Below are 22,799 nucleotides of genomic sequence, written 5' to 3' on the forward strand. Positions count from 1 at the left end.
GGCCAGCGCGATCGCCCCGACGATGCGCTGGCGCATGCCGCCGCTCATCTGGTGGGGATATTCGCGCATCCGCCACTCGGGCGAGGGGATGCGGACGGCGCGGAGGAGGTGCTGCACGCGCTCCCGCAGCGAGCGGCCCCGAAGTCGAGGAAGGGCTCCTTGAAGTGGAAGCGGATCGTGCGGTCGTCCACGATCTCGACGCGCTCGGTCTTCTTCTTGAAGACGTCGGCCTTGGCGCCCCGGTAGTTCTCGTAGCTGAACTTGACGTCTTGCGGGGTGACCGGCTCGCCGTTGTGGAACTTGATCCCCTTCCGCAGCGTGAACGTGGCGCTCTTGGCGTCCGCGGCGACCGTGAAACGCTCGGCCAGGGCGGGATGGTCGTAGAGCGCGGTGCCCTGGTTCTTGATCAGGGCGTCGTGCAGCGCCGTGAAGAAGTTGTCCGGCGTGGCGGTACCGTCGTGCTCCTGGGGGTCCAGCCAGCGGGACGCGAAGCCGGCATGCCAGGCGAGGACCAGCTGGCCCTTGGCCGCGGCCACGGCCGGTGGCGAGAACGGCATCACCGTCGATGCGGCGGCGATCAGGATCAGAAAGACGGCCAGCAGGCAGAGATGCCTCATGTCAGCGCCTCCACTCGGGGGGTCGGTCGCACCGCTGCAAGGAGTGCCGTAGGCTAGCCCGAGGCCAGGGCAGGGTCAAGTGTGGTCAGCGTATACTACCGCGCGGGGAGAGAAGAGCCGGTCCCTGCCGGAGGCGCCACGATGCTCGACGTCCCGTTCCGTTCCGCCAAGCAGCTCGCCGCCGACATCAAGAAGAAGAAGATGGGCTGCCTCGAGCTGCTCGATCTCTATCTCGCGCGTATCGAGAAATACGACGGCGCGCTGAACGCCATCGTCGTCCGCGATTTCGACCGCGCGCGCACGCGAGCGCGAGCGGCCGATCGCGCGCTGTCCCGCGGCGACGTGTGGGGGCCGCTGCACGGCGTGGCCATGACCATCAAGGAGTCGTACGACGTCGCGGGCCTGCCCACGACGTGGGGTGTGCCGACCTTCAAGAACAACATCGCGACGAAGAATGCGCTCGCCGTGGCTCGCTTGCTCGGCGCCGGCGTCGTGCTCTTCGGCAAGACGAACGTGCCGGCGTATCTCGCCGACTGGCAGAGCTTCAACGCGATCTACGGCACGACGAACAATCCGTGGGACGTCGCGCGCGCGCCCGGCGGATCGTCCGGCGGCGCGGCGGCGGCGCTGGCCGCCGGGCTCACGGCGCTCGAGGCCGGCAGCGACATCGGCTCGTCGATCCGCAACCCGGCGCACTTCTGCGGCGTGTACGGCCACAAGCCGACGTGGGGCATCGTGCCCCGACACGGCCAGGCGCTCCCCTGGCAGACGGCGCCGGTCGACATGGACGTCGTGGGACCGCTGGCCCGCAGCGCCGAGGATCTCGCCCTCGCGCTGTCCGTCATGGCCGGGCCGGACGCGATCGAGGCCGCGGGGTGGCAGTTGCGGCTGCGGCCGCCGCGGCAGAAGCGCCTGCGTGACTTCAAGGTGGCGCTGATGCTCGACGCGCCCGCGCTGCCCGTTGATCGCCAGGTGCAGGATCGGCTTCAGGCGCTGGCCGACTTCCTGGGCCGACAGAACGTGAAGGTCGACGATCGCGCGCGCCCGGCCATCGATACGGGCGAGGCGTTCCGCGTCTACACCCGGCTCCTGCGCGCCGCGACGTCGGACCGCCAGAGCGACGCCGACTTCGAGAAGAACCTCGGGATCGCGCGCGCTCTCCCGCCCGACGACGAGAGCTACTACGCGCGGGCGACGCGCGCGGCCGTGCTGTCACACCGCGACTGGCTGGCCGCCAACGAAGCGCGCCACCGCATGCGGCTGGCCTGGGCCGAGTTCTTCGCGACCTACGATCTGCTGCTCTGTCCCGTCGCCGGCACCGCCGCCTTCCCGCACGACCAGCAAGGCGAGCGCCACGAGCGCACGCTGATGGTGAACGGCAAGCGCGTGCCGGTGACCGACCACCTGTTCTGGGCCGGCTACACCGGCGCCTGCTATCTGCCATCGACGGCCGCCCCCTGCGGGTTCACGCCGGCGGGGCTTCCAGTCGGCGTGCAGATCGTCGGACCGCAGTACGGTGATCTGAGCTGCCTCGCGTTCGCGCGGCTGCTCGAGCGCGAGTTCCAGGCGTTCGTGCCGCCGCCAGGATACGCGTGATAGGAAGGGCTGAGGGCTGAGACCTCTACTGATTCGGCATGATCACGGTCTTCGCGCCTCGCGCTGCCGACGCGTGAGCGAACGCCTCGGCGGTGCGCGCGAGCGGGAAGCGCGCCGTGATCAGCCGGCCGACGCCCAGCGTGGGCATCAGCGCCAGCGCGCGGCGGAAGGCGGTGCCGCGGCCGAACGCGCCGCCGATCCTGATCTCGCGGTAGTGGACGTCCCAGAGGCTCAGCGGAACCTCGCTGTTCTTGGGGCTCACGCCGACGAGCTGCAGGACGCCGGCCGGCTTGACGAGCGTCATGGCCTCGGCGACCAGCTCCGGCTTGCCCACCGCCTCGCAGACGAGGTCGGCGCCGCGCTCGCTCGTGAGCGCCATCACCCGCTCGCGCAGGTTCTCTTTGGCCGGATCGATCACCGCGTGCGCCCCGAGCTTCTTCGCGATCGTGCGGCGCTCCTCGATGGGATCCGACAGGATCAGGCGCCGCGCGCCGCGCCGGCGCGCCAACACCATCGTGAGCAGCCCCATGATGCCGCCCCCGATGACGAGCACGGTGGCGCCGCGCGCCATCGGAAACCTCTCGAGCCCCGCGAGACAGCAGGCGGCGGGCTCGGTCAGCGCGGCCGTGACGGGATCGAGGCCGCGCGGCAGCGGATGCACGCAGCGCGCGGGCAGCGCCACGCGCTCGGCGAAGCCGCCGATGCGGATCAGGCCCCGGCACTGGGTGACGCGTCCGGCGTCGCATTCGGCGCACTTGCCGCAGCCGTACGACGGCTCGCACGCCACCGCGCGGCCGACGAGGCGCTTCGGCACGCCGCGGCCGACCGCACGCACGACGCCCGTGTACTCGTGGCCGAGGACGAGCGGCGGCGACCACGGGAACAGCCCTTGGGTGGCGTGGATGTCCGTGCCACAGATGCCGGCCGCGTGAACGGCGACGACGACCTGCCCGGGCCCCGGGACGGGCTCGGCAGCCTCGTCGATCGTGAAGCGAGCGCTGCCGCGCCAGGTCGCGACCCTCATGAGCGCTCCTTGATCGAGACGCGCCAATGGATGCGGTCTTCCTCCGGCGGGTAGTCACCGGCCGCCTGGTGGTACGAGCAGCGATTGTCCCAGATGACGATGTCGCCCTTGCGCCATCGGTGGCGGTACTCGGCACCAGGCTGGATCATGTAGCCGGTCAACTCCTCGATGAGCGCGTCGCTCTCTTGCTCTTCGACGCCCTCGATCTTCAAGATTTTGCCGGGATCGAAGTAGAGCGCCTTGCGCCCCGTCTCGGGATGCGTGCGGATGATCGGATGGAAGACCGGCTTCCAGCCGCGGTCCTCCTCGTTGAGCAGCGCCGTCGCCTTCCGGCGGCCGCCGTAGGTGAAGGCTCCGTTCAAGCCGCCGGTGCTCGGAACGGCGAGCGCATAGAGCTGGGTCGCCTTGAATGGTTCTTGATCGTACGCGCCGTCGGTATGCCATCCTTCGGCGCCACGTCGATAGATCGCCAGGTCGAGCTTGCCATCCGGCCCGAACTTGTCGACGCCCAGCAGGGTGATCTCGGGATGGTCCGGGTGCCGCGTCATCTTCGACGGGTGCGGGTGCACGACCCCGAAGCGGCGGCTGTAGCGCAGGAAGTCCTCGATCTGGAGCTCCTGGCCCGGCACCACGACGACGTTGTAGTCGAGCCACGCTCGATAGATCGCGGCGAACCTCGCGTCGGCGAGCGTCTTGACGTCCACGCCGTGGATCTCGGCGCCGATCTGCGGCCCTAGGCGGCGAACCTGAATCATCGACGCGAGGGTATCATAGGCAAAGCCATGATCACCGACACCGCCCGGGCAGCCACCACCCCGGTTGAAATTGCCCGCGCGCTCGCGCCCCGCATCCGCGAACGGGCCGACGAGATCGAGGCCGCGCGGCAGCTGCCCCCCGATCTCGTCATGGAAATCGCCAACGCCCGGTTGTTCAAGGTCGCGCTGTCGGAGGCCGAGGGCGGTCTCGGCGCCGACATCCTCACGACACTCCGCGTGATCGAGGAAGTGGCGCGGGCCGACGGCTCGACGGGTTGGTGCCTGGCGATGGGGATCAACAGTTTCCGCCAGAGCGCCCAGTTCGAGCCCGACGTACGCCGCAAGCTGTTCCACAGCGATCCGGTAGGCGTCTCGGCAGGGTCGGCGAACTCGCGGGGCCGGGCCGTCGCCGTGTCGGGCGGCTACCGCGTCACCGGGCACTGGTTCTTTGCCAGTGGCTGCATGCACTCCTTCCTGCTCCACGGCGCCTGCAAGGTCTTCGACGGTGACGCGCCCCGGCTGCGGCCCAATGGCGACCAGGACGTGCTGATCGCCTATTTCTATCCAAAGTCGCAGGCACGCATCATCGACACCTGGAACGTCAGCGGCATGCGGGGCACGGGCAGCCACGACATCGAAGTCGAAGACCTGTTCGTACCCGAGGAGCACACGTTCTCCGCGCTGGATCGGCGGGCGCGCGTCACCGGGCCAATGAACCGCATGCACGGCTTCGATCTCGCGGGCTGCGGCTTCTGCTGCGTCGGGCTCGGTGTGGCTCGCGCCGCCATCGACCAGTTCGTCGAGCTCGCTCAGGTCAAGGTGCCGCGCTCATCGTCCGAGCTGCTGCGCGACCGGCCGATGGTGCAGGCCAGACTCGGTGAAGCCGAGGCGCTGCTGCGCTCGGGCCGGGCGTTCTTGTTCGACACCGTCCAGCAGATGTGGGAGACCGTGCTCGCGGGAGAATTCGTCACGGAGCGGCAGCGCTCCGATCTCCGAATGGCCATGACTCACGCTGCCCAGAACGCCGCCAAGGCCACGCACATCGTGTGCGCCACGGCCGGCACCACGTCGATCTTTACCAGCAGCCCGCTGGAGCGCTGCGCGCGCGATGCCGAGACCGTCACCCGCCACAATCAACTGCAATTCGTGAACTACGAGGCGGTGGGGCGCACGATGCTCGGTCTCGAATCGAACAGCCCGCTCTTCTAGGCCCATTGACCTTCGCCGCCTTCCGGGTCCGCAGCTTCCGCTTCCAGTGGTCCGCCGACCTCCTCACCTCGTGGGCGCTCGAGATGGAGACGCTCATCCTGGGCTGGTACGTGATGGTCCACACCGGTTCGGTGCTGTGGCTCACCGCCTTCGGCTCGCTGCAGTTCCTGGGCACGCTGGGTGTGTGATCGTCCGAGCGCGTCTGGGCCACTCGAGCTCCCGATTCAGCTCGGCGGATCGACGCCCGCGGACGCCGCCAGTTCCACGGCCCGCGCCACGTACCGCGGCACGTCGAGCTCGACGAAGAAGCCGCGACGCCGCCGCGAAGTGTCTCCGCCCGCGCAGAACGCCGCGCGGATATTCGCGCTCGAGTAGGCCGAGGCTGCGCGATAGAATCTTGTCCGCGATTCTGAACCTGCACAGACAACAGGCTGGGAGGTCACGCAATGGACCTGGGGCTCCAAGGCAAACGGGCGATCGTGACCGGGGGTAGCCTGGGCATTGGCAAAGCCATCGCGCGGGAGCTGGCCCGTGAAGGGGTGGATGTCGCGATCGTGGCTCGCACGAAGGCGCAGCTCGAAGCGACGGCGCGGGAACTGGCCGCCGAAACCGGGCGGCGCATCATCCCTCTGGTGGCCGATGTCACCAGCAAGGAGCAGGTGGACGCGACGGTGGCCCAGGCGGCCGCGCAGCTCGGCGGGCTGCACATTCTAGTGAATAGCGGCTCGCCGCCGGGAGGCTCGGCTTCCGCAACCGGTCCCATCGAAACTGTCGTCGACGAGGACCTGCTGCACGACTTCAACGTGAAGTACGTGGGGGCCTTGCGCTGCGCCCGCGCGGCCATCCCCTACATGAAGGAGCAGGGGTGGGGTCGCATCATCAATATCAGCGGGACCAATGCGCGCAACGCTGGGAATCTCAGCGGCGGGGCGCGCAACACCTCCCTCGTGCACTTCACCAAGACCCTGGCCGTCCAGCTGGGCCGTTTCGGGATCACGGTCAACTGCATCCACCCGGGCCAGACTCGCACGGAGCGCACCCCGCGCTTGCTGGCCGCCCGGGCCGCCGAGCTGCGCATCGCCCCCGAGGAGGTCGAGCGACGCGACTTTGCCCCCGATGCTCCGCGTGGCAACGCCATCGGCCGCATGGTGGACGCGGCGGAGATTGCCTACGTCGCGGCATTCCTGGCTTCGGACAAGGCCTGGGCCGTCAGCGGCGAGCTCGTCGTGGCGACGGGGGGCGCCGGACGGGCGGTGTATTACTAGGGCACGCCAGGCCCGAGGCGCTAGAGCTTCGCGACCCCCGCGTGCGCACAATCCTCGTCTTGCTGCGCGGTACCACCCCCAACGCCACACGCACCTTCCAGCACGCCTTTGCGGATGATGGGCACCGCGCCTTGGCTCGGAATCATGTGCCCGCCCTCAGCCGCGGCAATGCCCTGGATGATCGGACTCCCTGCTCTCTCGGCAAGCTCACCGCTGGGCCGCGCGAAGGCTGCCGAGGCGATGGCTTTGCCCTGGCAACCATAGGCACTGGCCCAGATCGCGCCATCCATGCGATTGAAGGCCATCAACCGCCCCCCGGCGTCGCACACCGCCACGCTGATCCGGATGTTCATCTCCTTGGCCTTGTCCAACGTTGCCTGCACGACCTGATTGGCTTCCGCGAGGGTCAGGGCCATTATGGGGTTCCTCCTCCCGCTCAGCGATGTAGGGCAGACCCTAGCCGGCGCGCCTCACGTGGTCAAGGCGGCGCGGGACTGAGCGCCTTGCCGTTTGCCTCCTGCATACGAGCGGGCTACCTTCGTCGCTCATCCTGGCAGAGGAGGTCCCTATGGCTCAGGCGACGTTGCCGCCGTGGATCAAAGCGCTGCAACAGCGTGATCCGGAGTTCGTCGACTCCTACATGGCCCAGCGCGAGCGCATCTTGCGAGACGGTGCCATTCCAGCCAAGTAGACGCCCTCCAGTCGCACCCGGACAGCGTGGCGAACATTGCCAACCGCGCCCGCGCCGCTGGTGCGTCAGAAGCCGAAATCCAGGAAGCCGTCGAAGTGACGTATCTCTTCGGCGGTACCCCGGCGCTGGTGACGGCCATGAACGCGTTCCGCGCCTCGTGAACGCGCAGATCAGGCCGCTGCCGTGGTGACGCATGGGTAAACGCGCGTCCCCACCTGTCGGTCGCGGCCGGTCATGTCGTCGCGCCGCGCTGTCGCGGCAGGTCGGCGATCTGCGGTTGCCCGCAACACTCGGCCCAGTCGAGGACGATTGCGTCGTACTTGTCGTCACGGACTACCGCAGGGGCGAGAACGGCGCCGGGATCAGCAGCTTGTTTTCCTGCCGGATCGGCCGCACCCCGGGTTGTGGCGGCCACTGGCCACCCTTGCGGGATTCCTCCCGGATGCGCGTGCGCTCGTTGGAGTCCTTGTAGACCCAGACGTGCACGAACTTGTTCAGTCCCCCGATTTCGCTGGTCCAGCAGGCTGCCAGGGGCGAGAGCTTCTCACGGGCAGGAACGGCCTTGGCCCAAGCATCCAGCACCGCCGGGAGGTCGCCCGGTGCGTAGGTGTAGATCCGCATCTCGTAGAAGTTCCCGGTGCCGAAGTCGCGGCTGCCCAGCGGCTGCATGAACGGAGCGGGGATCATGATGTCGGACTGCTGCTCCACGATCAGGTCCCGCCCGCCGGGGAGTTGCTGGAGCGCGGCGTCCTTCGTCATGGCCTCGCGCACCGCCGTGCGCTCTTTCAGATCTTCGTAAGGCCAGGCGTGGATGACCTGATTGAGTGGGCCGAAGTCGGTGTGCCAGAAGCCTCCCAACTGGGAGTGCTTTTCCCGCAGCGGCTTCCGCTTGGCAAAGCGGTCTTCGAATTCCGCCACGGCGCCGGTGCGGAGGGTGTACGTACGAACTTCGTAGATCATGAGCTCCTCCTTGTCCTCGAGCTACCCGCTTCCTACTCGCGAACGCGGCGCTGGTCAAGAGCCCCTCGTCGTCCTCGGCCTCCTTGTAGCTCCGGGTCGGCCGGTCGCCAAAGCGGCGCGGCGGGAAGCCGCCGGGTGAGACCAGGCACAGGTGCGTCACCCGCGGGGCGAGCCGCCTGGCGAGGTTCGCGGCGATGGCCCCGCCGAACGAGAACCCGGCAAACCGCAGCGGGGCATTGCCCGGGAACATCTCGACGAACAGACCGTACACGAGGTCGAGGTACGCCGCGCCGGTGGTCTCGCGCGCGACAGGCGCCGAGGTGGCTTCCACGATCCCATGCCACCGTGAAAGAGGACAACGTCCGGTCCGCTGCCGTTCCGGTGCACCGCCATCCGGGGGGCATGCTCGCCGCGCAGGGTGTGGTCCTCCGCGATCAGGCGATCTCCGTGCCGTTTGAGCTTCGCGACGTCCGAACGCGCCGTCAGCGGGCCAGCGACTCGATCGCCCGCACCTCGTCGGCGGAGAGCGCCAGGTCGTGGCTGGCCAGATCCTGCTTCATGTGCTGGGCGTCGGAGGTGCCGGTCAGCGGCAGCATCCCGACCGCCTGCGCGAAGCGGAACACAACCTGAGCCGGCGTAGCCCCGCCGCGCGCGGCGATGCCGGCGACCAGCCGGTGGCGCAGCACCTCCGGGTTGGCGGTGAGCAGTGAGAAGCCCTGGTAGACGATCTTTCGCTCCATGCAGAAAGATCGAACATCGCGGTCCCAGCCGAGGCGGGCGAAGCAGCGGTTCTGGACAAAATGAGGGGTCACGGCGCCGGCCACAGCCATCTGCTCGAGGTGCCGCAGGGAGATGTTGCTCACGCCGAGAAACCGCGTGCGGCCGGCGTCGCGCTCGTTCACCATCGCAGCCCAGACCTCGGCGTCGTCGTCGGTCCAGCCGTGGCCGGAGGCGGGCCCGTGCAGCACGTAGTTGTCGACGTGGTCAGTCCCGAGGTGCTCGAGCGAGCTAGCCATCGATTGGGCGACCTGCGTGGCCAGGTCGGCCGATGGGTCATAGGGCAGCCGGTGGTCCTGACCGCCCTGGTAGGTGAACTTCGTTTGTAAGAACAGGTCCGCCCGCGTGACCACGCCCGCACGGTAGGCCGCGGCGAGCCCCTGACCGACTCCGGCCTCGAAGTAGTGCCGCCGCTGGTTGGCGGTGTCGATGCCTCGGAAGCCCATTCGGAGCGCGAGCTCGGTGAGGGCCGGGGTCCGGTCTTCCTTCCAGGCGGTGCCGTAGAGGAAATCAGGAACGGGTCCGGCGCTCATGCGTGCTGAAGCTCCCGTGGGCTACACCGGCAGCTTGTCGCCGTCCGGTGGCGCCGTAACCTCGAACGCGTTGACGACGCCCGACAGGAGCGCGAAGTAGTTCGCGGCCGCCGTCAGCTCGACCAGCCACTGCACGCCGTATCGCTTCTGGAGCGCGTCGAAGACCGCCTGGTCGACGCGGTTCGTGCGCATCAGCTGCCGAACGTAGGTCACGATCTCCCGCTCTTCCGCGGGGAGCTTGCCCGGGTCGCCCTTCGCCCGGATGAGATCGATGACCTCCTCGCGCAGGTCGATGCGCCGTGCCGCGCCGACCTGGGCCGCCCACACGTACGCCGCCTCGCGCTCGCGCACGGCGGTCAGGATGGCGACCGAGCGGAGCTTCGGCTCGACGATGCTCTCGTCGCGGAAGAAGGTGACCAAGGGGAGCACCCGCTCCGCCAGCTTCGGGCTGTGGAGCAGCATGCTGAACGGCCCCCGCACGCCGCCGAACACGTTCACCACCGCGTCGACGACGGCGTGGTGCTCGGCGGACACGTCGGACTTGCCGGTGATCGGAGCGACGCGTGGCATGATGAGCTCCTTTCTAGAGACTCGTGACGCACCGTCGACACGTCGGCAAACCTATGCGCCCGCGGACGCACCACCGTAGGAAAGCCTAGTGCCGTTCCAACTTGTTGATACTAAATCTGTCCACGAACGACGTACACGGTGCCTTCCTAGGCGCGAATAGTTGGAACGGCACTAGGGCTTGTCGTCGAGGACAATGATATCGAGCTCTTTGTCTTTGCCGCGTAGCCGGCTGACGAGATAGCGGAGCAGGTTGGCGTACACGATGCGGGCGACGCGATCGTGTCGTTCGACGAGTCTGCGAAACTCGGCCTTGGGAAGGAAGCAAAGTCTCGCGGGTGTCAGTGCTGCGGCCGACGCCGAGCTCGGTTGATCGTCGATGACGCCGTACTCGCCCAGACAGCGCCCCGGGCCCAGGCGGTTGAGGCGGACTCGAGTGGGCCGATGCGCCCCGCTTGCCGCTCGCTCGGGCAGGAAGATCTCGATCTCCCCCTCAAGGACGATATAAAGGCCGTCTCCCGGGGTGCCTTCCGACAGAATGAGCTCCCCGGGCTTCCGCGCGATGACATCGGACGACGAGAGCACTGGATCGAGGTCGGTGGGCCTCAAGCCCTGGAAGACCACGGAGTTGGCTAGGATCGTGCGATAGTTATTGAGATCGGCCGCCTGTTGGCTCACCGGAGTCCCCCCTCACTTACGTGTTCACGACTGGCAGCGCGCGCAGCTCGTTCAATCGGGCTTGCGCCAGGCCGAGTCCCCTTTGAGAGGTCGGCTGCCCTTTCGAGTCAGACTCTCAGATGACCCCGCGGTGCGCCAGGTCGGCGATCTGCTCCTTGGTGTAGCCGATGGACGTGAGGACCTCCTCGTTGTCCTGCCCCAGCTCCGGAGCCGCGGCGCGGATCGGGGGGCGCCGCTCACCGTGCGAGACCGGGTGCCCGAGGATGGTGAGATCACCCAGCACCGGCGAGCGCACGGGTTGCGCCATCTCCAGATGTCGCACCTGGGGATCGGCGAAGGCCTCGTCGACCCGATAGATCGGCCCGCAGGGCACGCCCGCGTCGTTCAGGATCCTGACCCACTCCGCGCTGGCCTTCTGCCGGGTGACCGGCAGGAGGACCTCCATCAGCACGTCGCGATTGGCGGAGCGCGCCCTGGCGGTGGCGAATCGCGGATCGGTGCGAAGATCCGGGCGCTCGAGGGCGCGGCAGAACCGGTCGTAGATCTCGTCGCCGGCCGCGGCGATGTTGATGTGGCCGTCCTTCGTCTCAAAGACGCCGGTGGGAATCCCCGTCGGATGGTTGTTCCCCGCCTGGGGTGGGATCTCCCCGCTCATCAGCCAGCGTGCCGCCTGGAAGTCGAGCATGCCCAGCATCGCCTCCAGCAACGAGGTGTGCACCCACTTGCCTTCGCCGGTGACCTCCCGCTCGAGGAGCGCCACCAGGATGCCCTGGGCGAGCAGGATCCCCGCGCACAGGTCGGCAATGGGAATGCCCACGCGCACCGGCCCCTGGCCCGGAATGCCGGTGATGGACATCAGGCCCCCCATCCCCTGCGCGATCTGATCGACCCCGGGCCGATCGCGATACGGCCCGCTCTGCCCGAAGCCGGAGATGCTGCCGTAGATGAGGCGCGGATTGATCGGGCGCAGGCTCTCGTAGTCGATGCCCAGGCGCCGCTTGACGTCCGGCCGGTAGTTCTCGACCACGATGTCGGCGTCCCGCACCAGCCGCTTGAAGATGGCCACCCCTGCGGGCTCGCGGAGGTTCAGCGTCAGGGCTTTCTTCCCGCGGTGCAGGTTCTGGAAGTCGAACCCGTGGCGATTGCCGCCCATGCCGTCGCCCGTGCGTCCGCCGGGCATCTCGATCTTGATCGCCCGGGCGCCCCAGTCGACGAGCTGCCGGACACACGTCGGGCCCGCCCGCGCCCGGGTGAGGTCGAGCACCGTGAAGCGCGCCAGCGGCCGGGTGCCGTTGTCTGCCATGGTTGTCGCATCATAGTGCAAGGCTCTTGGCCGGACAAACCTCGTGCTGAAACATGATAGCGTTCGGCCATGAACAGGACTGGGAAGGCCAGGTGGCGGCCGAACCCGTCGAACGCGTCGCTGCCGAGGGGGCCTTCGGCGCGCGGACCGAGATGCTGGTGAAGACCTTCCCCGGCCGGCCGCGCGCGATGGTGCTGAGCGGCATCGCCCTGTTTCCTTCCGCGGGAGACATGGGCGAGGCGACGACCGTCCGCAGCGCCGGGGGGGGGTCGGCACGGGCGTGTGAACCGCCTGGAGGTATCCGGCTACACCGGCCCTACCGCGCGGGGCAGGCCGCGCCGGAGTCCGCCCACGCCTTGATCAGCGCGCCGAAGGCGGCTTGCGTGCCCGGCGCGGGCTCGCGGCCGGTGCCGGGGCTCCAGGCCCAGCCCACGAGCGAGTCGCTCGCCATGTGCTCGACGATCTCGGCCAGGGTGTGGCCACCGTTGCGGGCGGGGTCCCTCACCTGCGTGCAGATCTCCGCGAGCGAGCGGCGCTGCCACGCCATGGACGCGGGGGCCAGGTGCCACTTCGGGTGGCCGGGGACGCGGCCGGGATCGAAGTTCGCGGGCTGGTGACACGTCGTGCATCGCATCGCGGTGACGCCAAGGCCGTCGCCGCCGCGCTGGACGGGCGGCTGATGCGGGTAGCCGGTGCCCTGCGCCGGGCGGTCGCCGTCCGGATGGCAGTTCAGGCAGCGCGGATGCTGGAGCACCTTGCCGGCCTCGACGAAGAGGGCCACCGCGCGCGCCGACGGATCGCGGATCGCGGCGAAGGCGCTCGGCGGGCGCAGCTCGCGCGCGCTCGGCCCACGCGCCGCCGGCGGCTTCTGGCCGGGCGCCGCCGGCTGGGTCTGAGCGCGGGGGATCGATGGCGCGATCACCGCCGCGACGGCGGCCGTGCCCACCACGATGATCGCGAGCGCCCGCGGTCTCATGCCGTGCGCGTGCCGGCCGGCGCGAGCCGCGCGAACGGCAGCCGCCGCACCCGCCGGCCGGTAAGCTGGAAGAACGCGTTGGCAACCGCCGGCGCGATCGGCGGCACGCCGGGCTCGCCCACCCCGGTCGGCGCCGCGCCGGACGGCACGATGTGCACCTCCACCGCCGGCATGTCCTCGATCCGCAGCGGCCGGTAGCCGTCGAAGTTCCGCTCCTGCACCCGGCCGCGCACCAGCGTGATCTCGCTCCACAGCGCGGCGGCCAGCCCGAAGCCGATGCCGCCTTCCATCTGGGCCCGGACGATGTCCGGGTTGATGGCGGTGCCGCAGTCGACGGCGCAGACGACCCGCTCGACCTTCGGCAGCCCGTCCGGGCGGCGGGAGACCTCGGCCACCTGCGCGACGACGCTCTCGAACGACTCGTGCACGGCGATGCCGCGGGCGCGCCCTGGCGCGAGCGGCTGGCCCCAGCCCGCCTTGTCGGCCGCGAGGTTCAGCGTCGCCAGGTGGCGCGGGTGCCTGGCCAGAAGCGCACGCCGTACGTCGAGGGGATCACGGCCGGCGGCGTGCGCGAGCTCGTCGAGGAACGTCTCCGTGGAATACGCGGTGTGCGTGCTGCCGACCGAGCGCCAGAAGAGCACGGGCACCCCCACCTTCGTCGTGTGGAGCTCCACCGCGATGTTCGGGATGGCGTACGGAAGATTCACGGCGCCCTCCACCGACGAACTGTCCACGCCGTCCTTCACGAGCAGGGGCTCGAACGCCGTGCCGGTGGCGATCGACTGGCCGACGATGCGATGCTCCCAGCCCACGATGTTGCCCCGCGCGTCCAGGCCGCCGCGCAGGCGGTGCACGTAGAGCGGCCGATACTTGCCGCCCTGGATGTCGTCCTCGCGTGTCCAGACGAGCTTCACGGCGCGGTCGCCACCGATGGCCCTGGCGATGGCGGCGGCCTCGCCGGCGACGTCGCCGTCCGGGGTGCCGCGGCGTCCGAAGCTGCCGCCCGCCAGCAGCGTGTGGATGCGGACCTTGTTCGGGGGCACTCCCACGATGCGCGCGACGACCTGTTGGTCGATCGTGGGCACCTGGGAGCCGGCCCACATCTCGCACTCGCCGGCGCCGAGCCGCACCACGGCGTCGAGCGGCTCCATGGGCGCGTGCGCGAGATAGGGAAACTCGTAGACGGCCTCGATCACCTTCGCCGCGCCGCGCAGGGCGCCGGCGGCGTCGCCGTCGCACCGCACGGACCTGCCCGGGCGGCCGGCGAGCGCTCGATAGCTCCGGTACAGATCCTCGCTGCCGCGCATCTCGGCGCGGCTCTCGTCCCACGTCACGCGCAGCGCTTCCCGCCCCTTGCGCGCGGCCCAGAAGCTCGTGGCCACCACGGCGACGCCCGAAGGCACCGGCACGACGTGCGTCACGCCCTTGACCCGGCGGGCCGCCGTCGCGTCGAACGACTTCACGGTGGCGCCGAACCGGGGCGGCCGCGCGATGAGGGCCGTCAGCATGCCGGGCAGCGCGAAGTCCATGGTGAACTTGGCGGAGCCGTCGGTCTTGGCCGTCGAGTCGAGGCGGGGCACCCGCTTGCCCACGAGCTTGAAGTCCTTGGGGTCCTTCAGCGAGACCTGGGCGGGCGGTGTCAGCGTGGCGGCTTTCGGCGCCAGCTCGCCGAACGTGGCGCGGCGTCCCGACGGCGCGTGCGAGACGACGCCGCGGTCCACGGTGATCTCCGAGGTGGGCACACCCCACTCGCGGGCGGCCGCCTCGACGAGCATGGCGCGCGCCGTGGCTCCGGCCTTCCGGAGCTGATCCCATGAGTTGGCCAGGGCGGTGCTGCCGCCCGTGCCCTGGACCGGGCCCCATTTGAGGTTGTTGTAGCGGCCGGCGTCCGCGGGCGCCGCCTCGACGCGCACCTGGGACCAGTCCGCGTCGAGCTCCTCGGCGAGGATGGTGGCGAGGCCGGTGTAGCTGCCCTGCCCGAACTCGATGTGCTTGCCGATGATCGTGACGGTGTTGTCCGGCGCGATCCGGACGAAGGCATTCGGCGAGAAGACGTCGTCGGCCGCGATCGCTGGACGGTCGCCGAGACGGAACCCGACCAGGAGCGCCGCGCCCGCGAGCGCGGTGGACTGCACGAACTGGCGGCGGGTCAGCATGCTCAGCCTCCCAGCGTCCGGGCCGCTTCGTGGATCGCGGCGCGGATGCGGACGTAGGTGGCGCAGCGGCAGACATTCCCCGACATGGCGGCGTCGATGTCGGCGTCGGAGGGGCGCGGGACCTCCGCTAGCAGCGCGATGGCCGACATGATCTGGCCGGACTGGCAGTAGCCGCACTGGGCGACGTCGAGCCGGCGCCAGGCGCCCTGCACCGCCTGGGCGACCATGCCCGAGGCGCCCTCGATCGTGACGACGTCACGCCCCCCCAGCCCCGCCGCCGGCGTCACGCAGGCGCGGGCGGCGCGCCCGTCGACGTGCACGGTGCACGCCCCGCACTGGGCCACGCCGCACCCGTACTTCGTCCCCGTCAGGCCGAGCTCGTCGCGGAGCACCCACAGGAGCGGGATGTCGGCCTCGACGTCCACCGTTCGGCTCGCGCCGTTGACCTGGAACGTCACCATCGCTCGTCCTCCAAGGCTGCGGTGAAGGACACTCGGGAGCACGCGCGCTGCCGCGCTGCGACGCCGCCCGCGTGGCCGAAGGGTATCACGCCTGTCACCTACGTTGGTCGTCGCTCGTCCTGCCGTCGGAGTAGAATGACAGCCATGGTGAGCCCCGGCGACGGTTCCTCGACCGGCACGCCGCCCCCGCCCGGTCCGTTCGGGACGCCAGGTCAGTACGACGAGAACGGCGTGGACCTCTCGCTCATCCGTGCCAACATGCGCGTCCCACCGACGGAGCGGGCGCGCCGGGCCGAGCGCGCCCGCCGGGCCGCCCTGAGGGCGCAGCAGATTGGACGAGCCGCTCGCGCCAAGCCCGCTTGAACGCTTCTGCGCACTCCTGGCCGATCACGGCGTGGAGTTCATCATCGTCGGCGGCCAGGCCGAAGCGCTCATGGGCAGCGCCCGCGTGACCTACGACGTCGACCTCTGCTACCGGCGTACCCCGGACAACCTCAGAGGTAGCTCGCTCAGAACGACAACATGGTGCAGACACTCGCGCCGCACCGAGCCGATCAGCCGCTCCACGAACGGATTCTGCCAAGGACTGTGGGGTCGTCTTGGCGCTACTCGGCGTGGCCCAGTCGTTTCCGGCGATTCTAGCGGTTGAGCAACGCGCGTAATCGCCACGCGAGCGGGCCGAGCCGGCGCTCGGCCGCTCGAAACGCCTTGTAGAGCATCGGCCGAAAGACGAGGTCGTAGTAGCCCAGGTATGCGAAGCACGACGAGCCGAAGCTCCGTTTGAACTGGTAGACGCCGTATCCCGGATCGCGTTCATCGGGCGGGAGCTTGGTCCCGCTGCCGCCCCAGTGGATGGCGTTGCTGCCCGACGCGTGCGCCCAGAGGATGAAGCGCCAGTAGAGGAGGGGTCCCGGGCGTGCTCCCGCGCGCGCCGGCGCCCATCCCCGATCGACGCCTGAGTAGAGCAAATAGGCCCAGCGACCGAATTTCGCGCCCACCAGGCCACCTATCAGATCCCCGTTGTGCCGTGCCAGGAGCAGCACACCGGTGCCCGCGGCACCGTACAGGCGACAGAGAGCGTCGAAGTGAGCCGAGCGCCGCACCGGGTATCTCTTGCGCTGTCCGTTGCTGACCACCATGCGATAGAAGTCGACCACGCCCAGCTCAGTTCCGGCCTGCTCGACGATAATGCCGGCCTGCTCGGCGGCCCGGATCTCGCGCCGCCGCGAGTTGCTGAGTCGGGCCCAAACTTCGCTCTCCGTACCCTCCAGCGTCAGCGTCATGACGATCCTGGGCGCATTCCAGATCGTCCAGTCATCGCGAAGACGAATGAAGCCGTGCCGGACGAGCTGCTCGTGAACATCGTGTCGATCACTCGGCAGCGCGGGACTGACGCGCAGCAGGATGGCGTTCCGCGCCGCGGCGATCTCCTGGATCGCACGCACGAGCCCGCGCCATCCCGCCTCGCTGTCGGGCTGGACGAGTGGCCCGCGAGGGGCATAGAGCAGGGACAGGGAGGTGCCGGGAACCCGCCAGGAGAGGATGGCGGTGGCGGCGACGCAGTGATCCTCGTCGAGGATGACGCAGCGGTACGGCTGGGCGCCCGACGTCCGGAGCACCTCGCCCCACTCGTAGCCCTGCTCGAGCATACTGTCGGCAAAGCCGAGCGCCAATGCGTTCCAGGTCTCGCTGTCGTTGACGGTCTCGAAGCGAGGCCGGGCGCACGAGCCGGTTCGGAGCGCGGGCCTCAACCCTTCAGGGGAATGTGCAAGATTATCCTTAAAACCCCACACCCTATCCCTACCGGGCAAAAGCCGTGCCCGACCCCCCCGCAGCGCAAGCCCATTTCCGCCGGGCACACCGGTCCGGTGATGTGCAGGCGGCGCAGAAAGATGGGCGGCGACCTGAACAGGCGCGGCACCGGCAGTGCATACGGCTGACACCGGGAGCTCCAGGACAGGAGCCAAGTCCCGGGATCGGGCGCACCGCGGCAGCCACGGTCCGGCACGGTGATTGCTCCGCATGGCAAAGAGGCCCCCTGCCGGGCCGTCATATGGGCTGCAAGGACTTGGTCGCTACGCTCAATGCGACTAGTGCCGTTCCAACTATTCGCGCCTAGGAAGGCACCGTGTACGTCGTTCGTGGACAGATTTAGTGCCAACAAGTTGGAACGGCACTAGGAGGACCATCACCAGATCGCTGGCCCTCGTCCGTGGCCGCTACTCGCTGGCCGAACTGGAGGACGGCATCCGGAGCAAGTACAGTGACCGGGTCGAACTCGAGGCGGCCCAGCGCCACACCGCCGCGGGGATCACCGCGGGCGAGTACCTGCTCCTCAACGGTCACGTCCCGCCGCGCGCGCAGGTGCTGGACATCGGGTGCGCAACGGGTCGCGTGAGCCTCGCCCTGCAGCGAGCGGGATGCTTCGTGATTGGCGTTGACATCAACGAGGCGATGATCCGGACGGCCACCAAGCTGGCACGGGACGCGGCGATCCCCGTCGGTTTTCGCGTGATGGATGCCCGCGCCCTCGGATTTCGGAGCGAATCGTTCGACGCGGTCTTGATGGTCGGCTCGGTGATCTGTTACATCCGCGGCCGCACCGCCCGGGTCCGGGTATTTCGCGAGGTCCACCGCGTGCTCCGTCCGGGCGGCACAGTCTTCGTCGCGACACCATCGCGAGAGTACTCATGGAAGTTCCGAGCGTGGTTCGCCGCGCTGGGCCTGGTCCACCGGGCCCTGCGGCTGCTGGGGCGGGACTCCGATTGGGAGCCTGGTGACCGGTTCGGTCCGGCCTGGAGCGGCGACACCACACGCCTCCTGTACTGGCACATGTATTCGCCTGCAGAGCTCAGGGCCGACTTGGCGGCAGCCGGGCTCGCGGTCATCCAGGCCTTCCCCGACGCCTACATGATGTCCTTCGTCGCCCGCCGGTCCTGAACCGTGGCTCGCCACAGAACCTTCGCGCCAGCGCGTATCCTGGTCCCGGGACCACGACCCGCGGATGATGGCCGGCGCGTGGCGAAAACGGGGCCGGGCTCATACACGGGTTCGAATCCCGTTCCCCTGGACTTCACACCAGCAGCGCCAGCGGTTCCTCGATCAGGTCGGCGAGGGCGCCGAGGAACTGGGCGCCACGCGCGCCGTCGAGCGCGCGATGATCGCAGGACAGGGTCAGCACCATGGTGGGCTGGACGGCGGGCTGGCCGTTGAGGGCGACGACGCGGTCGGCGATGCGGCCAACGGCGAGGATGGCGGCCTGGGGCGGGTTGACGATGGCGTTGAAGGCGTCGACGCCGTACATGCCGAGGTTGCTGATGGTGAAGCCGCCGCCCTGGATGTCGGCCGGGCGCAGCTTGCCGGCCTGGGCGCGGCCCACCAGATCCTCGCGGCAGGTCGCGATCTCGGGGAGGCTCAGCGTGCCGGCGCGGTGGAGGACGGGGACGACGAGGCCGTCGTCGATGGCGACGGCCAGACCGATGTTGATGTCGGTGTTCTGAACGATCGCGCCGTTCTTCCAGGAGGCGTTGGCACGGGGATGCTGCGCCAGGACGGCGGCGACGAGCCTGACGAGCAGATCCGTGTAGGTGATGTGCGCGCCCGTCTGCTTGCGGGCCTTCTCCAGCCACGACACCAGACGGCTCACGTTGACCTCGCGCACCAGATAGAAGTGGGGCGCGGTGGTCCAGCTCGTGGTCATCCGCTCGGCCATGATGCGCCAGACCGTGCTGACGCCCGGCGCCTCTACGCGAGCCACCCCTGGCGCCGCGGCGGCCGCCGCCGCTGGGACCTGAGCCGCGGGCAGCGTCGCCGCTGCGACATCCGCCGCGAGGACGGCGCCGCCCGAGCCGGAGCCGTGCAGCACCGTGATATCGAGCCCGCGCTCGGTCGCCAGCCGCCGCGCTTTCGGCGACGCGGCGCTGAGGCGTGCCGCCGTCCCGTCCGCGGCGGTCGACGTGCTGTGGCTCTCGACGTACGCGAGGACGTCGGCCTTCTCGATCCGACCGCTGCTCGTCTTCACCCGCGCGAGATCCACACCGTGCTGCTCGGCGATCTTCCGGGCGAGGGGTGATGCCTTGGCCGGCGCCGCGGCCGGTGTCGGGCTAGCCCCCCCCGCCTCACCGGCAGCGAAGATGAGCGCGATCGTCTGGCCCACCGGCACCACGTCCCCTGCCCGCGCTGTCACGTCGCGCAAGATCCCCGACGCCGGCGCCTCGATCTCGACGGTGACCTTGTCGGTCTCGATCTCCACGATCGACTCGCCCTTCGCCACCGTGTCGCCGGGAGACTTGAGCCACTTGAGGACCTTGCCGGTCTCCTGCGCCATCTCCAGGGCCGGCATGATGACGTTGGTGGGCATCGCCGCGACCTGGGTCAGGCCTTCCCGCAGAGCGCCTTCGCCGCCTCGAAGACCATCTTCTCCGACGGCACCGTGAGGTCCTCGAGCACCGGCGAGAACGGCACCGGCACGTCCATGGCGCCGATGCGCTTCACCGGCGCATCCAAAAAATAAAACGCCCCATCTGCGATCACCGACGCGATCTCGGCGGTGGTGCCGTAGCGCTCGTAGCCCTCGTCCACCACGATGGCGCGCGAGGTCTTCTTGGCGGAATCGATCAGCGCCTGCTTGTCGAGCGGGTAGGTCGTGCGCGGGTCGATCACCTCCGCGCTGATGCCGATCTCCTCGAGCATCTTGGCGGCGCCGAGGGCGACCGCGACCATGCTGCTGGTGGCGACGATAGTGATGTCCGTGCCGGCGCGCTTGACCTCCGCCACGCCGAAGGGGATCGTGTAGTCCTCGGCCGGCACCGGTCCCTTGACCCGGTACATCATCTTGTCCTCGAAGATGACCACCGGGCTGTCGTCGCGGATGGCCGTCTTCATCAGCCCCTTGGCCTCGTAGGGGCCGGAGGGCAGCGCGACCTTGAGGCCCGGGATGTGGCTCACCCAGGCGTGGAGCGACTGCGAGTGCTGGGCGGCCGACCGGCGCGTCGCCCCCAGCGTGGTGCGGAAGACGATCGGCACCTTGAGCTTGCCGCCCGACATATAGTGCACCTTGGCGGCCTGGTTCACGATCTGGTCCATGGCCAGCGTGATGAAGTCGCCGAACATCACGTCCACGACCGGGCGCATGCCGGTCATCGCGGCCCCCACGCCGATGCCGGCATAGCCGGGCTCGGAGATCGGCGTGTCGATGATCCGCTTCGTCCCGAACTCCTGCACCAGCCCGGTCAGCACCTTGAAGGGATGGCCAGCCTCCGCCACGTCCTCTCCGATGATGAACACGCGCGGGTCGCGCCGCATCTCCTCCGCGAGCGCCTCGCGGACCGCCTCGCCGTACGTCAGCTCTCGCTCACTCATTGACCGCCCCCTACAAAGGCGACCTGGGCCACGGTCGGCCCGTCGCCGGCGAGCGTGGTGCGACGCATGTCGCGCGGCTCGTGCGCCGGGAAGGGGCGGGCGCGGTGCATGGTCCGACGGTTGTCCCACATCGCGAGATCGCCGACCCGCCACGTGTGCGCATAGACGAACTGCCGCTGGGTGGCGTGCTCGACGAGATCGCGCAGGAAGGCACGCGCCTCCGGCGCCGGGAAGCCGAGGATGGTACCCGCGTGCGAGGACAGGTAGAGCGACTTGCGGCCGGTCACCGGGTGCGTGCGCACCAGGCGCTGGCGCACCGGCTTGAAGCGGGCGCGCTCCCCCTCGGTGAAGTCGGTAAAGCCGAGCTGCTGCCGCGAGAAGAGCTGCGAGTGCTCGCAGATCAGGTCCTCGACCTCGGCCTTGGTCTCGTCGTCGAGGGCGTCGTAGGCCGCGCGCATGTCGGCGAACTCGGTGTTTCCGCCCTTTGACGGGACGCTGCGGGCGTGCAGCAGCGAGTACTTCGCCGGGATCGCCTTGAACGAGCTGTCGGAATGCCACAGGCGGTTGCCGATGGCGAACAACCGCCGGCGGTCGTCTCGAGCGAACACCTTGTTGTCCTTGTCGAGATTGGACACGTCGGCGAAGGTGGTCGGCAGGCGATACTCCTCCGGCGCCCGCAGGCTCGTGCCGATCGCGTGCTCGATCTCCCCCAGACTGCGGGTGAAGGCGAGCTGCTGCTCGTCGTCGATATGCTGGCTGTGGAACACCAGCACGGCGTACTCGTCCATTCCGGCATGGATCGCCGCCACATCTTCCTGAGATAACGGCTTGGTCATGTCGACGCCTTCCACTTCGGCGGCGAAGCACGGGCCGATCTGGCGAGTGATGACGGCGTCACGCATAGACGTCCTCGTCGACCTGGCTCACGTCGGGGTAGGGCGCGGCCAGCGCGAACTGCACGCCATTGTCGATCTCGGCCTTGACGTCGGTGACGATCCGCTCGAGGACGCTCTCGTCGGCGAGGCCCTGTGCCGTGAGCCGCCCGGCCAGGGTCTGGAGCGGATCGTGCTTGCTCATCCACTCGCGCTCTTCCTCCCGCGTGCGGTACTCGCGGGTGACGTCGCCGACGTGGTGGCCGTAGTAGCGGTAGGTCTTGCACTCGAGGAAGGCCGGCCCCTCGCCCCGGCGCGCGCGCTCGACCAGCCGGCGCATCGTCGCGTTGACCGCCTGGACGTCCTGGCCGTCCACGCTCTCGGCGTGGACCCCCAGGGCCAGGGGGCGCGCCAGGATGTCGCCGGCGATGGTCTCGCCGCAGGGCGTGTACTCGCCGTAGAGGTTGTTCTCGCAGACGTAGATGACGGGCAGCGTCCAGAGCGCCGCCATGTTCATCGTCTCGTAGAGCAGGCCCTGGCCCAGCGCGCCGTCGCCGAAGAAGCACACGGCCACCTGATCGCTGCCGCGCATCTTGGCCGACAGCGCGGCGCCGGTGGCGATGCCGGCGGAGCCGCCCACGATGGCGTTGGCGCCGAGGTTGCCCGTCTCGGGATCGGCGATGTGCATCGAGCCACCCTTGCCGCGGCAATAGCCCGCCTCCTTGCCGAGCAGCTCCGCGAACATCCGGTTGACCGAGGCGCCCTTGGCCAGGCAGTGGCCGTGCCCGCGATGGGTGCTGGTGATGTAGTCGTCGCGGCGCAGGGCCTCGCAGACGCCGACCGCCACGCCCTCCTGGCCGACGTAGAGGTGGGCCAGGCCCGGCATCTTCGCGCTCTTGTAGAGCTCGTTCACCTGCTCGTCAAAGGCGCGAATCTTCGCCATCTGGCGGTACATGTGGAGGTTCTGCTCCAGCTCCATCCGCGGTTCGATCGCCTGG

24 protein-coding genes and 1 pseudogene are annotated in these 22,799 nt (G+C 69.3%); 8 read left to right on the forward strand and 17 right to left on the reverse strand.

Annotation, left to right across the window (positions count from 1 at the left end; all coding sequences use genetic code 11):
• Positions 1-44 precede the first annotated feature (44 nt).
• The gene (locus VGV13_13565; protein ID HEV8642123.1) at positions 45-617 is read right to left on the reverse strand and encodes an ABC transporter substrate-binding protein; all 573 of its coding nucleotides are present in this window, start codon (positions 615-617) and stop codon (positions 45-47) included.
• A gap of 141 nt (positions 618-758) precedes the next feature.
• On the opposite strand from VGV13_13565, the gene VGV13_13570 reads away from it, so the two are divergent.
• Complete coding sequence (locus tag VGV13_13570) at positions 759-2,213, forward strand: amidase (protein HEV8642124.1); 1,455 nt, start codon at positions 759-761, stop codon at positions 2,211-2,213.
• Between the two features lie 25 nt (positions 2,214-2,238).
• On the opposite strand, the gene VGV13_13575 is transcribed toward VGV13_13570, so the two are convergent.
• A complete protein-coding gene (locus tag VGV13_13575) occupies positions 2,239-3,237 on the reverse strand; it encodes a zinc-binding dehydrogenase (protein HEV8642125.1) in 999 nt (332 codons plus the stop codon).
• Positions 3,234-3,992, reverse strand: coding sequence for a TauD/TfdA family dioxygenase (locus VGV13_13580; GenBank protein ID HEV8642126.1), 759 nt, complete (start codon positions 3,990-3,992; stop codon positions 3,234-3,236). The genes VGV13_13575 and VGV13_13580 overlap by 4 nt, the downstream gene beginning before the upstream one ends.
• Before the next feature lie 27 nt (positions 3,993-4,019).
• On the opposite strand from VGV13_13580, the gene VGV13_13585 reads away from it, so the two are divergent.
• The 3 genes and pseudogenes from VGV13_13585 (at position 4,020) to VGV13_13595 (ending at position 6,466) form a co-directional block, all read left to right on the forward strand.
• A complete protein-coding gene (locus VGV13_13585; GenBank protein HEV8642127.1) occupies positions 4,020-5,201 on the forward strand; it encodes an acyl-CoA dehydrogenase family protein in 1,182 nt (393 codons plus the stop codon).
• Between the two features lie 5 nt (positions 5,202-5,206).
• A pseudogene (locus VGV13_13590) lies at positions 5,207-5,380 on the forward strand (arabinose ABC transporter permease).
• Positions 5,381-5,647: 267 nt separating this feature from the next.
• Entirely contained in the window at positions 5,648-6,466 is an 819-nt protein-coding gene (locus VGV13_13595; GenBank protein ID HEV8642128.1) for an SDR family oxidoreductase, read from the forward strand.
• 20 nt (positions 6,467-6,486) lie between these two features.
• Here the strand turns inward: VGV13_13595 and VGV13_13600 are convergent, their stop codons facing one another.
• On the reverse strand, positions 6,487-6,882 hold the full coding sequence (locus VGV13_13600; protein HEV8642129.1) for a heme-binding protein: 396 nt from the start codon (positions 6,880-6,882) through the stop codon (positions 6,487-6,489).
• 152 nt (positions 6,883-7,034) lie between these two features.
• Between VGV13_13600 and VGV13_13605 the strand changes: the two genes are divergently transcribed.
• Together VGV13_13605 and VGV13_13610 are read left to right on the forward strand one after the other, a co-directional pair.
• Positions 7,035-7,157, forward strand: a complete 123-nt coding sequence (locus VGV13_13605; GenBank protein HEV8642130.1) for a hypothetical protein — start codon at positions 7,035-7,037, stop codon at positions 7,155-7,157.
• Positions 7,158-7,183: 26 nt separating this feature from the next.
• Complete coding sequence (locus tag VGV13_13610) at positions 7,184-7,318, forward strand: carboxymuconolactone decarboxylase family protein (protein ID HEV8642131.1); 135 nt, start codon at positions 7,184-7,186, stop codon at positions 7,316-7,318.
• Between the two features lie 172 nt (positions 7,319-7,490).
• On the opposite strand, the gene VGV13_13615 is transcribed toward VGV13_13610, so the two are convergent.
• The 8 genes from VGV13_13615 to VGV13_13650 all read right to left on the reverse strand — a co-directional run bounded on the left by VGV13_13615 (position 7,491) and on the right by VGV13_13650 (position 15,568).
• Positions 7,491-8,117, reverse strand: a complete 627-nt coding sequence (locus tag VGV13_13615) for an NIPSNAP family protein (GenBank protein ID HEV8642132.1) — start codon at positions 8,115-8,117, stop codon at positions 7,491-7,493.
• 482 nt (positions 8,118-8,599) lie between these two features.
• Positions 8,600-9,427, reverse strand: a complete 828-nt coding sequence (locus VGV13_13620) for an aldo/keto reductase (protein HEV8642133.1) — start codon at positions 9,425-9,427, stop codon at positions 8,600-8,602.
• 21 nt (positions 9,428-9,448) lie between these two features.
• Positions 9,449-9,997, reverse strand: coding sequence for a hypothetical protein (locus tag VGV13_13625; protein HEV8642134.1), 549 nt, complete (start codon positions 9,995-9,997; stop codon positions 9,449-9,451).
• Positions 9,998-10,168: 171 nt separating this feature from the next.
• Complete coding sequence (locus VGV13_13630; GenBank protein HEV8642135.1) at positions 10,169-10,672, reverse strand: cyclic nucleotide-binding domain-containing protein; 504 nt, start codon at positions 10,670-10,672, stop codon at positions 10,169-10,171.
• Positions 10,673-10,787: 115 nt separating this feature from the next.
• A complete protein-coding gene (locus tag VGV13_13635; GenBank protein HEV8642136.1) occupies positions 10,788-11,975 on the reverse strand; it encodes a CoA transferase in 1,188 nt (395 codons plus the stop codon).
• 316 nt (positions 11,976-12,291) lie between these two features.
• Positions 12,292-12,951, reverse strand: a complete 660-nt coding sequence (locus VGV13_13640; GenBank protein ID HEV8642137.1) for an Isoquinoline 1-oxidoreductase subunit — start codon at positions 12,949-12,951, stop codon at positions 12,292-12,294.
• Entirely contained in the window at positions 12,948-15,107 is a 2,160-nt protein-coding gene (locus VGV13_13645; protein HEV8642138.1) for a xanthine dehydrogenase family protein molybdopterin-binding subunit, read from the reverse strand. The genes VGV13_13640 and VGV13_13645 overlap by 4 nt, the downstream gene beginning before the upstream one ends.
• A gap of 2 nt (positions 15,108-15,109) precedes the next feature.
• A complete protein-coding gene (locus VGV13_13650; protein HEV8642139.1) occupies positions 15,110-15,568 on the reverse strand; it encodes a (2Fe-2S)-binding protein in 459 nt (152 codons plus the stop codon).
• 144 nt (positions 15,569-15,712) lie between these two features.
• On the opposite strand from VGV13_13650, the gene VGV13_13655 reads away from it, so the two are divergent.
• A complete protein-coding gene (locus VGV13_13655) occupies positions 15,713-15,931 on the forward strand; it encodes a hypothetical protein (GenBank protein HEV8642140.1) in 219 nt (72 codons plus the stop codon).
• A gap of 275 nt (positions 15,932-16,206) precedes the next feature.
• Here the strand turns inward: VGV13_13655 and VGV13_13660 are convergent, their stop codons facing one another.
• Entirely contained in the window at positions 16,207-17,319 is a 1,113-nt protein-coding gene (locus tag VGV13_13660; GenBank protein ID HEV8642141.1) for a peptidoglycan bridge formation glycyltransferase FemA/FemB family protein, read from the reverse strand.
• A gap of 403 nt (positions 17,320-17,722) precedes the next feature.
• Between VGV13_13660 and VGV13_13665 the strand changes: the two genes are divergently transcribed.
• Positions 17,723-18,508 carry a class I SAM-dependent methyltransferase gene (locus VGV13_13665; GenBank protein HEV8642142.1) on the forward strand — a complete coding sequence of 262 codons (786 nt, stop codon included), beginning with the start codon at positions 17,723-17,725 and terminating at the stop codon, positions 18,506-18,508.
• 133 nt (positions 18,509-18,641) lie between these two features.
• Here the strand turns inward: VGV13_13665 and VGV13_13670 are convergent, their stop codons facing one another.
• The 4 genes from VGV13_13670 to VGV13_13685 are packed head-to-tail and all read right to left on the reverse strand — an operon-like array spanning position 18,642 to position 22,780.
• Positions 18,642-19,928, reverse strand: coding sequence for a dihydrolipoamide acetyltransferase family protein (locus VGV13_13670; protein HEV8642143.1), 1,287 nt, complete (start codon positions 19,926-19,928; stop codon positions 18,642-18,644).
• Between the two features lie 14 nt (positions 19,929-19,942).
• A complete protein-coding gene (locus VGV13_13675) occupies positions 19,943-20,929 on the reverse strand; it encodes an alpha-ketoacid dehydrogenase subunit beta (protein HEV8642144.1) in 987 nt (328 codons plus the stop codon).
• Complete coding sequence (locus tag VGV13_13680; protein HEV8642145.1) at positions 20,926-21,831, reverse strand: TauD/TfdA family dioxygenase; 906 nt, start codon at positions 21,829-21,831, stop codon at positions 20,926-20,928. The genes VGV13_13675 and VGV13_13680 overlap by 4 nt, the downstream gene beginning before the upstream one ends.
• Positions 21,824-22,780: a thiamine pyrophosphate-dependent dehydrogenase E1 component subunit alpha gene (locus VGV13_13685; protein HEV8642146.1), complete on the reverse strand. Its 957-nt coding sequence runs from the start codon at positions 22,778-22,780 to the stop codon at positions 21,824-21,826. Before VGV13_13685 ends, VGV13_13680 begins: the two co-directional genes overlap by 8 nt.
• Positions 22,781-22,799 lie beyond the last annotated feature (19 nt).

The organism is Candidatus Methylomirabilota bacterium, from assembly GCA_036001065.1.
Lineage (GTDB): Bacteria > Methylomirabilota > Methylomirabilia > Rokubacteriales > CSP1-6 > MNEF01.

Coding starts and splice junctions, on each gene's coding strand:
- VGV13_13670 (HEV8642143.1), bottom strand. CDS start 19,928: ATGCCCACCAACGTCATCATGCCGGCCCTGGAGATGGCGCAGGAGACC.
- VGV13_13640 (HEV8642137.1), bottom strand. CDS start 12,951: ATGAGACCGCGGGCGCTCGCGATCATCGTGGTGGGCACGGCCGCCGTC.
- VGV13_13615 (HEV8642132.1), bottom strand. CDS start 8,117: ATGATCTACGAAGTTCGTACGTACACCCTCCGCACCGGCGCCGTGGCG.
- VGV13_13605 (HEV8642130.1), top strand. CDS start 7,035: ATGGCTCAGGCGACGTTGCCGCCGTGGATCAAAGCGCTGCAACAGCGT.
- VGV13_13575 (HEV8642125.1), bottom strand. CDS start 3,237: ATGAGGGTCGCGACCTGGCGCGGCAGCGCTCGCTTCACGATCGACGAG.
- VGV13_13650 (HEV8642139.1), bottom strand. CDS start 15,568: ATGGTGACGTTCCAGGTCAACGGCGCGAGCCGAACGGTGGACGTCGAG.
- VGV13_13645 (HEV8642138.1), bottom strand. CDS start 15,107: ATGCTGACCCGCCGCCAGTTCGTGCAGTCCACCGCGCTCGCGGGCGCG.
- VGV13_13625 (HEV8642134.1), bottom strand. CDS start 9,997: ATGCCACGCGTCGCTCCGATCACCGGCAAGTCCGACGTGTCCGCCGAG.
- VGV13_13620 (HEV8642133.1), bottom strand. CDS start 9,427: ATGAGCGCCGGACCCGTTCCTGATTTCCTCTACGGCACCGCCTGGAAG.
- VGV13_13570 (HEV8642124.1), top strand. CDS start 759: ATGCTCGACGTCCCGTTCCGTTCCGCCAAGCAGCTCGCCGCCGACATC.
- VGV13_13580 (HEV8642126.1), bottom strand. CDS start 3,992: ATGATTCAGGTTCGCCGCCTAGGGCCGCAGATCGGCGCCGAGATCCAC.
- VGV13_13685 (HEV8642146.1), bottom strand. CDS start 22,780: ATGGAGCTGGAGCAGAACCTCCACATGTACCGCCAGATGGCGAAGATT.
- VGV13_13585 (HEV8642127.1), top strand. CDS start 4,020: ATGATCACCGACACCGCCCGGGCAGCCACCACCCCGGTTGAAATTGCC.
- VGV13_13655 (HEV8642140.1), top strand. CDS start 15,713: ATGGTGAGCCCCGGCGACGGTTCCTCGACCGGCACGCCGCCCCCGCCC.
- VGV13_13680 (HEV8642145.1), bottom strand. CDS start 21,831: ATGCGTGACGCCGTCATCACTCGCCAGATCGGCCCGTGCTTCGCCGCC.
- VGV13_13565 (HEV8642123.1), bottom strand. CDS start 617: ATGAGGCATCTCTGCCTGCTGGCCGTCTTTCTGATCCTGATCGCCGCC.
- VGV13_13675 (HEV8642144.1), bottom strand. CDS start 20,929: ATGAGTGAGCGAGAGCTGACGTACGGCGAGGCGGTCCGCGAGGCGCTC.
- VGV13_13595 (HEV8642128.1), top strand. CDS start 5,648: ATGGACCTGGGGCTCCAAGGCAAACGGGCGATCGTGACCGGGGGTAGC.
- VGV13_13635 (HEV8642136.1), bottom strand. CDS start 11,975: ATGGCAGACAACGGCACCCGGCCGCTGGCGCGCTTCACGGTGCTCGAC.
- VGV13_13600 (HEV8642129.1), bottom strand. CDS start 6,882: ATGGCCCTGACCCTCGCGGAAGCCAATCAGGTCGTGCAGGCAACGTTG.